This is a genomic window from Shewanella sp. 492, assembly GCF_059338445.1.
Genome location: NZ_CM181702.1, coordinates 3,715,051 through 3,727,189, shown reverse-complemented (window position 1 = coordinate 3,727,189; position 12,139 = coordinate 3,715,051). Strand labels below are relative to the sequence as shown.

General features: G+C 47.8%; 14 protein-coding genes. 5 read left to right on the top strand and 9 right to left on the bottom strand.

All coding sequences use genetic code 11. From position 1 onward, the window contains the following. Positions 1–25: 25 nt before the first annotated feature. Entirely contained in the window at positions 26–379 is a 354-nt protein-coding gene (gene ardB / locus AC5YBX_RS16395; RefSeq protein WP_494520658.1) for an acrylate reductase cytochrome subunit ArdB, read from the top strand. A gap of 229 nt (positions 380–608) precedes the next feature. Here the strand turns inward: ardB and AC5YBX_RS16390 are convergent, their stop codons facing one another. Beyond that, positions 609–1,478, bottom strand: coding sequence for a LysR family transcriptional regulator (locus AC5YBX_RS16390; protein WP_494520659.1), 870 nt, complete (start codon positions 1,476–1,478; stop codon positions 609–611). Between the two features lie 121 nt (positions 1,479–1,599). On the opposite strand from AC5YBX_RS16390, the gene AC5YBX_RS16385 reads away from it, so the two are divergent. After that, positions 1,600–2,253 (top strand): TetR/AcrR family transcriptional regulator, encoded by a 654-nt coding sequence (locus AC5YBX_RS16385; protein WP_494520660.1) that lies wholly within the window; start codon positions 1,600–1,602, stop codon positions 2,251–2,253. Here AC5YBX_RS16385 and AC5YBX_RS16380 read toward each other — a convergent pair. Next, positions 2,237–3,604 (bottom strand): ATP-binding protein, encoded by a 1,368-nt coding sequence (locus AC5YBX_RS16380; RefSeq protein ID WP_494524072.1) that lies wholly within the window; start codon positions 3,602–3,604, stop codon positions 2,237–2,239. The two genes, AC5YBX_RS16385 and AC5YBX_RS16380, sit on opposite strands and share 17 nt — an antisense overlap. Then, positions 3,605–4,288 (bottom strand): response regulator, encoded by a 684-nt coding sequence (locus AC5YBX_RS16375; protein WP_494520662.1) that lies wholly within the window; start codon positions 4,286–4,288, stop codon positions 3,605–3,607. Between the two features lie 258 nt (positions 4,289–4,546). Here AC5YBX_RS16375 and AC5YBX_RS16370 point away from each other — a divergent pair, with 258 nt between their 5' ends. Further along, positions 4,547–5,035, top strand: a complete 489-nt coding sequence (locus AC5YBX_RS16370; RefSeq protein ID WP_494520663.1) for a Spy/CpxP family protein refolding chaperone — start codon at positions 4,547–4,549, stop codon at positions 5,033–5,035. Positions 5,036–5,099: 64 nt separating this feature from the next. Beyond that, the gene (gene fieF / locus AC5YBX_RS16365; protein ID WP_494520664.1) at positions 5,100–5,969 is read left to right on the top strand and encodes a cation efflux pump FieF; all 870 of its coding nucleotides are present in this window, start codon (positions 5,100–5,102) and stop codon (positions 5,967–5,969) included. 61 nt (positions 5,970–6,030) lie between these two features. Here fieF and AC5YBX_RS16360 read toward each other — a convergent pair whose 3' ends face one another. Further along, complete coding sequence (locus tag AC5YBX_RS16360) at positions 6,031–6,954, bottom strand: LysR family transcriptional regulator (protein WP_494524071.1); 924 nt, start codon at positions 6,952–6,954, stop codon at positions 6,031–6,033. Between the two features lie 93 nt (positions 6,955–7,047). Between AC5YBX_RS16360 and AC5YBX_RS16355 the strand changes: the two genes are divergently transcribed. Further along, entirely contained in the window at positions 7,048–7,194 is a 147-nt protein-coding gene (locus AC5YBX_RS16355; protein WP_494520666.1) for a hypothetical protein, read from the top strand. A gap of 38 nt (positions 7,195–7,232) precedes the next feature. Here the strand turns inward: AC5YBX_RS16355 and glnG are convergent, their stop codons facing one another. The 5 genes from glnG to AC5YBX_RS16330 all read right to left on the bottom strand — a co-directional run bounded on the left by glnG (position 7,233) and on the right by AC5YBX_RS16330 (position 11,901). Continuing rightward, positions 7,233–8,639 carry a nitrogen regulation protein NR(I) gene (gene glnG, locus AC5YBX_RS16350; protein ID WP_494524070.1) on the bottom strand — a complete coding sequence of 469 codons (1,407 nt, stop codon included), beginning with the start codon at positions 8,637–8,639 and terminating at the stop codon, positions 7,233–7,235. Positions 8,640–8,710: 71 nt separating this feature from the next. Next, a complete protein-coding gene (glnL, locus tag AC5YBX_RS16345) occupies positions 8,711–9,754 on the bottom strand; it encodes a nitrogen regulation protein NR(II) (protein ID WP_494520668.1) in 1,044 nt (347 codons plus the stop codon). A gap of 126 nt (positions 9,755–9,880) precedes the next feature. Continuing rightward, positions 9,881–10,426 (bottom strand): DUF4124 domain-containing protein, encoded by a 546-nt coding sequence (locus AC5YBX_RS16340; protein WP_494520669.1) that lies wholly within the window; start codon positions 10,424–10,426, stop codon positions 9,881–9,883. A gap of 226 nt (positions 10,427–10,652) precedes the next feature. Continuing rightward, a complete protein-coding gene (gene ppnP / locus AC5YBX_RS16335) occupies positions 10,653–10,967 on the bottom strand; it encodes a pyrimidine/purine nucleoside phosphorylase (protein ID WP_494520670.1) in 315 nt (104 codons plus the stop codon). 109 nt (positions 10,968–11,076) lie between these two features. After that, positions 11,077–11,901, bottom strand: coding sequence for an N-acetyl-ornithine deacetylase (locus AC5YBX_RS16330; protein WP_494520671.1), 825 nt, complete (start codon positions 11,899–11,901; stop codon positions 11,077–11,079). Between the last annotated feature and the right edge of the window lie 238 nt (positions 11,902–12,139).

Genomic DNA, 12,139 nt, shown 5'->3' with positions numbered 1-12,139 from the left:
GATCGGTTAATTAGAGGAATCAATAATGAAAAAATTTAATATTGTACTCGCACTGGTCTTAGGTGGCTTGGTGAGTCTCTCTGCTCAAGCGATCGAGCAGCGTGCTTGGCATAAAGAGGTGATCGGTAAAGATTGTAAGGTGTGCCATGACAAGGGGATTAAGCAGTTCCCGTCTGATCAAGCTTGTTTGCAGTGTCACGATATCGACGACCTAGCCGAGCAAACGGCGCGCAGTGAAGAGGATAAGTGGCAGAATCCCCATAATAACCTGCACTATGGCAAAGACTTACCTTGCCAAGAGTGTCATGGCGAGCATAAAGCTAAAAAGCCATTATGCAGCAACTGTCATACCTTCAAGTTTGATAAGCACCAAGAGTAATATTGGCCCAGTGACTCATTGAAACATGGGTCACTGTTCTATCTCTATTCCCCCCAATAATTTTGGGTCGCAGCACAGAGAGTATTCTCCTGGTAAGCTGTGACTTTCTGAGGGGGAAATCGCAGTGTGACTCCAGCAGCAATGATGTTAAAGTTAATTAAGCCTCTTGGTCATTTCCTTGCCTAAGAGGCTTTTTCTTTGTCTAAACGATGCCAATAGTGGTTGCTTGCTAGTGAGCGCATGCCTCTGCCAAGTTTTCAACATTGGCCTTAATTAGGGTAATAAGTTGCAGCGTGGCATCGGTTTGCGTATCAGGGTTGAGGTACAGAGCCTCATTGAACACAGGCAACACGGGTAGGCCGTGTTCGAGTGGATCTAATATCTGCATATTGTCGTTGATGCGAAACTCGGCAATAGGCGCGATAGTCAGATCGTTCTCTACCGCCATGCACAAGGCTTGTGGCGAGGGCGTTGATAACAATACATTGATAGGCCGCATGGTGAGCTGATGATTGGCAAAAACCTGTGCCCGGATGGGGCAATTTTCGGGGTACAGTGCCATCGGAATCGTCGCTCGTTTATGGGCATTACCATTTTTAGCGGCGGCCCAATGAAATCGACGCTCAAATAACAGCTCGCCTTGAACGGGTGGCTGCCAGTGTGTAGCGACGATGAGATCAAACTCCCCTTGTTGCAGGCGTTTATACAGGTTGCCACTGACATCGGTATCGATGACCAGTTCTATGCAGGTAAATTCGCGAATAAACTCGAGCAAACAACTGCTGAGGTAGCGCTTAATATAATCGGTCGGCACCCCAAGGCGAATAATTTCACGGTTTTGGCACTCTTTAAGCTCATCCAACGCCTGCGAGTTGAGCTGCATCATCTTGTAAGCGTAGTTGAGTAAGGTATTGCCCGACTCAGTGAGGGTGACTCCTTTGTTATCGCGCAGCAATAGTGGCTGGCCGACACTCTCTTCCAGTTTTTTAATCTGTAGGCTTAAGGTTGACTGGGTGCGGCAGATCTTATCGGCAGCTTTAGACAAGTTGCCGCATTCCGCCACCGCGATAAAGCTCTCGAGTAATTCGATTTTTAACATGGGGTATTGGCTTTGCTCATAGTGGTATCAGTATTACTCAATATCGAGTTGCCATAAACACTGTTATCGTTTGATTGTGAAGTTGCAATGTTTATGTTTGTCGAAATGTGATGGGGTCGCTATGAGTAGCTGGGAACAAAGAGAGGATTATCTTGTTGAGGTTGCACAGCGCAGCCTTAGGGGGCATCAGAGCTTTGATTTGTGTCGCTCTCATCTGGTTGCTGCGAGTCAGATATCCAAGGGTACCATCTATAACCATTTCACCACAGAGGCAGATTTAGTGGTGGCAGTGGCTTGTGCTCAATACCAAGATTGGTTGCTCGCGGCCGAGCGTGACCAACAACAATATAGCGATCCCTTTGAATGCTATCTGTTTCATCACTGCCAGCGCCTACATGATGTGTTAGCTCAAAAGCGTTTTGTGATAGAGCGAATGATGCCTAATCAAGAGTTATTACAGCAAGCCTCTGAGGTTTATCGGCATCGATTTAATGATTTGCTTGAGCAATATTGCCATTGGAATCAAAGTACGATTTTGGCTGTTGGTGAGCGGCCGGGGTTCGATCGTTATGAATTGGTTAAGAACTATATTCGTGGCACCATGATCAACAGCGATGATGGCACCAAGGCATGTGACGATGTACAGACCTATTATCAGTTTAGCTACGCATTGAGCCAACTAATGGGGCACTCGAACAAGCGGATCCCCACTAAACAACAATTTACCGACTGGCTTGCGCAGCTACATGAGCAAGCGACTAGGTCGGCAGCTTGATGGTGACTTTTAAGCCGTGAGGCGCAACATTGCTCGCGCTGATCTCTCCTTTATGGGCATCAATGGCTGCCTTAGCGATTGCCATGCCTAACCCCCAGCCCCCCGATTCGCGCTCTCTGGCCGATTGTGGTCGATAGAAGGGATCGAACACTGTCTGTAAATCGCTTTCTAACTCAATCCCTGGGCCATCATCAATAATCTCAATGCATACATGGTCCCAGTGTAAACTCGCGCAGATACTCACCTGTTTTTCAGCGTAACGTATGGCATTTCGCAGCAGGTTTTCAATTGCGCGCGCTAATGGCCTTGGGGTAATAGGTAGGCAGAGCTGTTCATCGATATCGATCAATAGACGTTTATTTTGTTGCTCGGCTTCAAATTCGGCATCATCTAATACCTGGCCTAAGGTTTCATTGAGCGATAGTAGGTGCCGATTCTCCGCTAGGTTGAGCTTAACCCGCGACAGCTCCAGCAGTTCGGCAATCATGGCCTCGAGTTGCTGTGCTTCATAGCCAATGCGCTCCAGTTCTGTCGAATCTTGACCACGCTTGCGGGCTAAGGCTAAGGCAAGTTGTAAGCGCGTTAGCGGTGTGCGTAGCTCATGCGACATGTCGCTAATGAGTCGTTGTTGGCAGTTGACCATAGACTCGATTGAACCTGCCATGGCATTAAATGCCACGGCGAGCTGGCCTATTTCATCTTTGCGTGCGGTGGTGCTGTTATCGGCGCGATGGCTTAACTCGCCTTTGGCTACGGCTTCGGCACTCTCTTTTAAGGCCCGAAGCGGTTTGCCTAGATGCCACGCTAATAGGCCACATAATAGGCCCGATAACACAATGGCAAGCACTAGGGTGAAGATGATGTTATCGGCGAAGAAAATAAACCAAGGCCGGGGGCGCACCTCAGCCATTCGGCCATAGAGGCTAAATTTACTGCCATTGACACTAAACTCATGGGGGCCAAAAAAAATCTCACTCTTAAATTGATGGCTTATGGGGCGTGCGGCCTCTTCTGCCAATAACATAAAGCGCCGCATGCCGCGAGAGACTCGCTCGGTATTGACCACTTGGCCTTGCTCATTCACCAGGTAGAAACGCACCGGTTTATGTCCCATCTCTTTTATGCGATGCCAACGTTGGTCACGCTCGGAGGTGATGACCTCTGGGTGAGTTTGAATATGATTGGCCACGCGTTCAAGTAGCTCTTGTAGGCGAGGGGTCATGCGAGTTTCATCGTGATTTTGCTGCAGTAATGGCAGCAGGCCAACAATGGCAATGATTAAACTGCTACACAGCCAAAAGCTGAGTAACAGTTTGATAAAAATACGGTTGGGGAGACTACTGAGCTTCATTTAAGTTAACCAGATATACCCTTTGCCACGCAGGGTTTTGATCCTTGGGCGGCCGTCGGCACGCTCGGGGATTTTTTTGCGTAAGTTAGATAAGTGCATATCTAGGCTGCGATCGAAGGGCATCAGTTTTTTGCCGAGCACCTGTTCGCTCAGTGTTTCTTTAGTTATCACCTCGCCATTATGTTGGATCATGTAATACAGCAGGCTGAACTCGGTGCCCGTGAGGATTAACAGCTGGTCTTGGCATGTCACTTCTTGGCGGCTGGGGTCGAGTTTAATGTCGGCAAATTCAATGATGCCGGGCAGCTGTTCATCTGCTTGATGGTTGGTGCGGCGAATAATCGCCTTGATGCGTGCGACGAGTTCGCGGTCATTAAAAGGCTTTGGCAAATAGTCGTCAGCGCCAATTTCGAGCCCGACCACTCGGTCTATTTCATCACCGCGGGCGGTGAGCATTAACACGGGAGTTTGTTTCTTGGCCCGTAGCGCCTTAAGCACTTCAAAGCCGTTGAGTTTAGGCAACATGACATCTAATAGGATTAAGTCAAACTCTTGCTCCAGCGCGAGGTTAAGACCCGACTGACCATCGTTTGCCACGGTTAAGCTGAATCCTTCTAGCTCTAAAAACTGCACTAGCAGTTCGGCTAGACCTAAATCATCGTCAACTAACAATATGTGATTCATATGCGCCTTAATCTCTGTTGAATATTGATACACAGCTAACCGCCTGAGTATACCCGTTTGGGTGTCAATTGCAGTCTACCAATGTAAGTCTACGTAAAGGGGCTGATGCAGGCTATTTTAGCGTAACAGCGCAATAACTTTACAGAGGTTTACCTTGCTGTCGAGCAGCATTACATTGCAGGGCGTACACTATTGATGTTGGAACTCTGTTTGAGTTTAATTGATCATTCACTCGCAATAGCGTGTAAGAGGCAGACTATGAATAAGTTAACCCTAAAATCTGGATTATTGGCACTAATGACCACGGCCACTTTATTGTCATCAGCGGCGTTTGCCGAACCTCCAGCTAGTGATGCAGCGCCGTATCATCACAAGATGCACGGCGAATATCGAGCGCATCATGGTGGTATGCATAAACTCTTTCGTGGTTTGGATTTAACTGAAGAGCAGCGTGGCCAAGTTAAACAGATAATGCAGCAACATAGAGATACCATGAAGCAAAATCGTCCTTCAATCGAAGAGCGTCAGGTTCGTCAGGCGAAAATGTTAGATCTGCTGAGTGCAGATAGCTTTAACGAGAGCGAGGCGGTCGCGTTAGTACAAGCGAAACAGCAACAACGTCAAAATGCGGCCATCGCTAAGTTAAAAGTACAGCATGATATCTATCAGATGCTTACGCCAGAACAGCAGGCGACATTTAAAGCTAACCTAGCTAAAGGGATGGGACGTAAAGGAGATCGCCGCTAAGCATTAACTAAGTTACAATGGGTCATGTTTCTTCCCCTACTTTACTCAGTAGTAATGTGACCCTATGAAAGACACTTCTCAATACGATTTTTGGGTGAAGCTGGCGAGCCGCGCCGCTGTGGCAACAGCTTTCACCCTTATTATTATCAAGCTTACAGCCTGGATGTACTCAGGTTCTGCCAGTATGCTGGCCTCGCTCACCGACTCATTTGCTGATGCGTTAGCTTCAATCGTTAACTTTATCGCGATACGTTATGCCATTGTGCCTGCCGATAAAGATCATCGCTATGGTCATGGTAAGGCAGAGCCTTTGGCGGCATTAGCACAGTCGGCATTTATTATGGGATCGGCTTTTTTACTCCTGTTTCATGGTGGCGATCGCCTCATCAACCCCACGCCAGTCAATCATGCCACTATGGGGATCATTGTCTCGGTTATCGCTATAGTGCTAACTTTTGCCTTGGTGATGTTGCAAAAACGTGCGGTAGCGGCAACCTCTAGTACCGTTGTAGAGGCCGACGCACTGCATTATAAGTCGGATTTACTCCTCAACTCGGCGGTATTGCTTGCCTTGGTATTATCACAATTTGGCTGGTGGTGGGCCGATGGCTTATTTGCCATACTGATCGCGCTATTTATTGGTCGCCAAGCGTTAGACCTAGGTTATCGCTCGGCGCAGTCACTGCTCGATAGAGAACTTGATGCCGATAAGAAGCTCCTTATCGTACAAGCCCTAGAGCAAGATCCACGTATTAATGGTTTCCATGACTTACGTACGCGCGAGTCGGGCAAGACCACCTTCGTGCAGTGTCATTTAGAGCTCGATGGTCAACTGAGTCTGCATGAGGCCCATGCTATTGCCGATGCGGCTGAGGCTAGGGTGCGTAAGCTGTTTGAAGATGTGGAAGTACTGATCCACCAAGACCCCATTTAAGGTCAGTGTCTTGCCTTTACATAAGCCGCCCATTGGGCGGTTTATTATTAACCGGTATCGTTTAACGGTCGATATTGCTTGGTTGAGAGGGTGACGGTGCTGCTTGTTGCGCTTGCTGGCTCAAGTGTAACAATGCCGCAGCAGCAGGCGTAAGAGGCAGATCTTTACGCCAAATTAAGGCTAAATCCCAAGTCAAATTAGGTATTATGGGTTTAAACACTAAGCGGCTATTGCTGAGGCGAGCGCAGATAGGCTCGGGAAGAATGGCCACTCCCATATCGGCTTCAACCATAGTGGCTAAAAAATCCCATTGGCCGCTGCGAAAAGCGATATTCAACTGCACCCCTGCCTTGGTACTAAGCCGCCTGATCAGTTTTGCCAGCGAGAAATCTTCGTTATACAAGATAAAGGGAAAGGCTTCAAAGTCTTGCCAAGTGATCGCGGCTTTATCTGCCAGCACATGGCCTTCGGGGAGGCAGGCGAGCAGAGGGTAACGTGTCAAGGGGTGATGAGCGAGCTCGGTCTCATGTGTCGTGGGCAGCGCGGTAAAAGTAATATCTAAGCTGTTGTTAAGCAGAGCTTGTTCGCAACCAAAACCGCCGTACTCATACATTTGTAACTCGATTCCCGGGTAACGCTGTCGAAAGTCGGTCAGTAAGCCGATCAGCAGGCTACTCATCATGGGGCATACCCCTAAGCGTAAATGTCCCGATTTTAGCCCACTTAAATTGGTTAAATCTTCCTGTAATCTGTGCCACTGACCGAGGATTTCTCGGGCGCTACGCTCCAGTAGTATACCAGCCTGAGTGAGTTCAACTTTTTGATTATTACGATGCAGTAACTGTTGGCCTAGGTTGTCTTCGAGGCGCTGGATGATTTTACTGAGCGTCGGTTGGGTGATAAAGCACTTTTCGGCGGCGCGGGTAAAATTCGCGCTTTCAACTAAGGTTAAATAATACTGTAACGTCTTGATTGGTATATTCATTCTTTTTTGGCATTCATGGCATGGTATATATTCATTTTACTAATAGATGCCAGCATATTACTTTGAACTGGTCAGCAAAAATGGAGCAAGATAATGAAATTTAGTAAAAATTTATGGGTAGGCGCCTTATGGCAAGCGGCAATGCCTGTCGAGGCCTGTGAGTGTGATAAGACACCTGAGTCATCGGCATCTGTGGTAAGCAATGCGCCTACCGAAGAGCTACAACATAGCCCAGCCTAAGCTGGGCTTTTTATTATTTGGCGGTAGCTAATATGGGGCTAGTCCATCTCTAAGTCTTTTAGTTTACGGGTTAATGTATTCCTCCCCCAGCCTAAACGCTTAGCCGCTTCCTGTTTGTGTCCGTTGGTATGTTTGAGTGCCGTTTCGAGTAAGATGCGCTCAAAAGCTGGTTGGATCTCGGTGAGTAAGTCGCTATCCCCTGCGCTTAACCGTTTATCTATCCACTGGGTTAAGGCTTGCTGCCATGAGCCCCCAGATCCTGCCGCGCTATGGTGACTGATTACGGGGATTAATAATTCCGGTGGTAAGTCTTGGGGTAAAATCTCTTGTCCCGATGCCATCACCATTAGCCAGCGACAGGTGTTTTCTAATTGGCGTACATTACCTGGCCAAGGTAGGCTAGCTAATAGCTCTGCGGTCGCTTGGGTGAGTACCTTGGGTTCTACACTGATCTCTTTGGCCGCAGTGGCTAAAAAGTGGCGTGCTAACTGGGGAATATCTTGTCGGCGTTGTGATAGCGGCGGCAGATGCACGCGGATCACGTTTAAGCGATGAAATAGATCCTCGCGAAACTCCCCCTTACTCACTTGTTCCTCCAAGTTTTGGTGAGTCGCGGCGATGATCCGCACATCAACCTGCACGGGCGAGTGGCCACCAATACGGTAAAATTGACCATCGGCCAACACCCTGAGCAACCGCGTCTGGACATCCAGTGGCATGTCGCCAATCTCATCGAGAAATAAGGTGCCACCGTCGGCTTGCTCGAAGCGGCCTTGGCGAACGCTTGCCGCACCAGTAAAAGCTCCCTTTTCATGACCAAATAGCTCAGATTCAATCAACTCTTTAGGAATGGCGGCCATATTGAGCGCAATAAAGGGTTTGTCTTTACGTGGGCTATGTTTATGCAACGCACCAGCGACCAGCTCTTTACCTGTGCCCGACTGACCATTGATTAAGACACTGATCGAGGAGCGCGATAGTCGACCGATGGCGCGAAACACCTCCTGCATGGCAGGGGCTTCACCGATAATTTCTGGCGCCTTTACTTCTGGCTCTGGTTTAGCTTTAGGCGACTGCTCCTTGGCATGATTGAGCGCGCGTTCGACTAAACCAATCACCTCATCGATATCGAAAGGTTTGGGCAGGTATTCGAATGCGCCAGCCTGGTAGGCGCTAACAGCGCTGTCGAGATCGGAGTGCGCTGTCATGATCAACACCGGAATATGCGGGTAATGCAGCTGTAAACGCTCCAGCAACGTCAAGCCGTCGGTGCCCGGCATTCTAATGTCTGAAATGATCACTTGAGGCTGTGCCTGCTCTAGTGCTTGCCAGAGTGATTCGGCCGCAGCAAAGCTCGCACAGCTAATTTTGGCCCCTTTTAAGGCACGCTCTACGACCCAGCGTATGGAGCTGTCATCATCGAGAACCCACACTTTTTCTGTCATACGCTTACTCTCTTAAGTTGAATACTCATTATGTGGCGTCACGCGCGTGTCTCTAACTGATTGGGCACAGTTTAGCCTTTGACCGGCAGTAAAATGGTGAACTCGGTTTGCCCTGGAACCGATGCACAATCAATGCGCCCGCCGTGTAATCTGGCAAAGTTATGGGCTATGGAGAGCCCTAGCCCCGAGCCATGTTCGCGGCCCGTGACCATAGGATAAAACAGGGTGTCCATTAGCTCAGGCTTGATGCCGGGGCCGTTGTCTATGATAGATAAAGCCAGCACCAGTTTGTGTCTGAGAGTTCCTATGGTGACCTGGTGCTGAGTGCGCGTTTTAATGCGGATCTCGCCGCCAGTTTCTAATGCTTGTATCGCATTTTGCACAATATTGAGCACCGCCTGTTGTAGTTGCTCTTGATCCATTTCGATATCGGGAATAGATGGATCATAATCTTGGATCAAATGGATAGTGCTGGGTAAGGTGACCTGCACCAGTTTCAGCACTTTTTGGATCACTTCATGGATATTATGTAGGCTGTGCTGTGTCGGTTTTTGTGGCCCTAACAGTCGGTCGACCAAGTTACGCAACCTATCGGCTTGCTCAATAATCAGATCGGTAAATTCGCGCTGCTCATCATCTTTTAACTCGCGAGCGAGTAATTGCGCTGCGCCGCGTAGACCACCGAGTGGATTTTTAATCTCATGGGCTAAATTACGCACCAGATACTGCGCGGCTTGTTGCTGGGCATCTAAGGTTAACTGCTGGTGGATGCGTCGTTGTTGATCCACCTGACGCAACTCTAACAAGCCTTGAGGGGTGCCATTGTCAGCTTCGATGGGAGTTAGGGTGAGGTCGAGGATATGCGCGTGACCATCTAAGGTGGTGATATTAGCACTATTGACCGTGAGCCCTTGGTGCTGTTCTATGGCGCTCATCAGCAGTTGAGTGTCGACACTCAGCTCCTGATAGCAATCGCCTAGGCTATGTTCTGTGAGTCGGTGACAACCTAAGCCTAATAGTTGCTCCGCTGCACTGTTGGCATAGCAGAGTGTTAGGTCGTGATTTATCACTATGACCGCAGTCACTAGGTTGTTGAGCAAAGGGTCTGTGTGCATTTACGACTCCCTGAAATAGATCGCACCAACATGGTGCACCAATTTGGTGCATGGTGCAAGCTAGCTTCATCGAGACGAATAATGTTGAAATATGCGCTAAGCCAATAAAAAATAATTAATTAATATTTATTGGCCGCCAGCGGGTTTAGGCTTTGGTATCGCGTTGACCCTAGCTCGATGAAGAAATACGGTTCTTGGAGGAGTAGATGCAAGTTGTTTGCCGTTTTGTGCTAACGCCTTAATTTCAAAAATATGTTCACCGCGATCGACGTTCTCTAGGTTAAATACAGCTGTAGTTTGCGCTGGGCCTATTACTTTGCCATCCATTAGCAGCACTAACACATGGTTGCTGGCAAGATCGGGGCTTATCGAGCCAATAATGGTGATGTTACCGTTATTATCGCGAATGGTTTCCTCTTCCGATGGACTACTGATCCGCATCTGATAGCTTGGCATATCGACTGGATCAGGTTGCTTGCTTCCTGACTCTCGTACCACCACTGGCGGCAACTTAATTTGATTTTGGGTGTTTTCTTTAAGTTCGACCGCTTGGGCATTTTCCATCGGACTGTCGGAGTAGTGAACCTTGCCGTCTTTATCGACCCACTTATAAATGGTCGCCTGGGCGAACGCTGTTAGAAGTAGTAAGGTCAAAAGTAGTAGCGTGCGCATAAGCGATCCTTTGTTATACGATGGTATCTTGCTTAGATTAGTCTGTTTTTGCATAAAAATCATCGCGTAAATTGCCCGCATGGCACTGTCGAGATGTGTGGTGAGCAAGAGTTGTGATTAAGGTCAGCCGCCATTCACGGCCGACCTCAACAGGTGGTATGGCGCTAATAGGCCTAGCGGGAGAGGGTGTTGGCTGTCCACTCGGCGCGACTACGTAATTAGCGGCTTAATCTAGGTATTGGCAACAATATTGAGCAATATCATGGGCGCGCATGGTAAAACTCACCTCGGCTGCCAGCTGAAATTGGCTGCCCGCAGCAAAGCTTTGCCATGTGTCGCTGCCGGGAAGTAATACTGACAGGGTGCCATCGAGTACGTGCATGATCTCACCTACAGCGGTACTGAATTCATATTCGCCGGGTAACACCACGCCTAATGTTTGTTTACTGCCATCACTGAAGGTGACGGTGCGGCTCATCACTTTGCCATCGAAGTAAACATTAGCCAGTTTATCGACTGAAACCTGTTGAAATTGACTCATATATTTATCCTTAAAAAATACCGATAGATGAATATATAATTAATAAATGGAAATATCTATTCTTTACTGGCGCCATCATAGTATCGATTTAGATTGAGCTGATGCTAGACTATTGTCTCGCAATGACCTGCTCGATAAAGGCTTGCATCATGGCGCTATTGGCCAAAACGCGTTGATCGAAATTCTGCTTACCTGGTGTTTCACTGCACACGCCTACATTGGCGCCTAAACGAACCAAAAAAGCTTCAAAGGAGAGGTCAAAATGGTTAAAGATAATGCCATCTTTTACCGGGCAATCATCGATAAGGCTATCAGGTGCGATGGGAAAAAATTCACCTAAGGTATCACGCAGTGTGCGGCTGAAATGCCCTGGTGTTTGGTTAGCTTCAAACGAATAGATATAAGTATCGTTTTGCAACACATCTTCGTGGCAAGTTAAAATACCTTCTTTACTGGCCGCCAGTAATAATTGTGAGTGCTCAAGCAGTATTTGACCTTCGATAGAGGTGTCATCATTACTTTTGCCACGACCATTGTCGACCAAAAAACCTCGATTAGGATTTTGACCTAACTTATTGAATCTATGGCCGCGCTTGAATCCTGTCGGATTGACAAGCGGCAGTAGACTAAGATTGATGCGTTGAAATAGTTCGGGTTCTAGTTCATTGAGGAAATGTAACATTCCCCATGGGCCTGCGGCTTCTTCACCGTGAAATCCTGCGCTAATTAACAGTGAGGGTTGCCCCGATTTTTGTGCCGGAGATTGGTACAGATTCAGTGGGTAGCGTCCCGCGTCGCCAAGCTTGCGCTCCAGTAAACCTAATCGAGTGACTTGCTCTTTTAAGCTCGTATAAAAGGTGCTGATATCGTTACTTTCGCAACTAAAAATATCGCTCTTCCAAGTGTAACTGGCAAACGGATCGCGGCTAGACATAATTGATTCTACTGTAAATTAACGGCCTGCTCATCATAGCAGTTTACCCATAAAGATAAATCATTTTAAAGCAGATTAAAGTCTAATGACTGATAGTCTAATTAGGTTGGGATGTGGCCTGCAAAGATGGATAAGAATGAAGGCATTAAAGTCTACTGCCTATGTTGTCTGGCGACTAATTCAGTGTATTGCGAAGAATGCATTTTTAAGCATTAATTGTGTTTGTGGCTGTGTGAAT

Coding starts and splice junctions, on each gene's coding strand:
- ardB (WP_494520658.1), top strand. CDS start 26: ATGAAAAAATTTAATATTGTACTCGCACTGGTCTTAGGTGGCTTGGTG.
- AC5YBX_RS16390 (WP_494520659.1), bottom strand. CDS start 1,478: ATGTTAAAAATCGAATTACTCGAGAGCTTTATCGCGGTGGCGGAATGC.
- AC5YBX_RS16385 (WP_494520660.1), top strand. CDS start 1,600: ATGAGTAGCTGGGAACAAAGAGAGGATTATCTTGTTGAGGTTGCACAG.
- AC5YBX_RS16380 (WP_494524072.1), bottom strand. CDS start 3,604: ATGAAGCTCAGTAGTCTCCCCAACCGTATTTTTATCAAACTGTTACTC.
- AC5YBX_RS16375 (WP_494520662.1), bottom strand. CDS start 4,288: ATGAATCACATATTGTTAGTTGACGATGATTTAGGTCTAGCCGAACTG.
- AC5YBX_RS16370 (WP_494520663.1), top strand. CDS start 4,547: ATGAATAAGTTAACCCTAAAATCTGGATTATTGGCACTAATGACCACG.
- fieF (WP_494520664.1), top strand. CDS start 5,100: ATGAAAGACACTTCTCAATACGATTTTTGGGTGAAGCTGGCGAGCCGC.
- AC5YBX_RS16360 (WP_494524071.1), bottom strand. CDS start 6,954: ATGAATATACCAATCAAGACGTTACAGTATTATTTAACCTTAGTTGAA.
- AC5YBX_RS16355 (WP_494520666.1), top strand. CDS start 7,048: ATGAAATTTAGTAAAAATTTATGGGTAGGCGCCTTATGGCAAGCGGCA.
- glnG (WP_494524070.1), bottom strand. CDS start 8,639: ATGACAGAAAAAGTGTGGGTTCTCGATGATGACAGCTCCATACGCTGG.
- glnL (WP_494520668.1), bottom strand. CDS start 9,754: ATGCACACAGACCCTTTGCTCAACAACCTAGTGACTGCGGTCATAGTG.
- AC5YBX_RS16340 (WP_494520669.1), bottom strand. CDS start 10,426: ATGCGCACGCTACTACTTTTGACCTTACTACTTCTAACAGCGTTCGCC.
- ppnP (WP_494520670.1), bottom strand. CDS start 10,967: ATGAGTCAATTTCAACAGGTTTCAGTCGATAAACTGGCTAATGTTTAC.
- AC5YBX_RS16330 (WP_494520671.1), bottom strand. CDS start 11,901: ATGTCTAGCCGCGATCCGTTTGCCAGTTACACTTGGAAGAGCGATATT.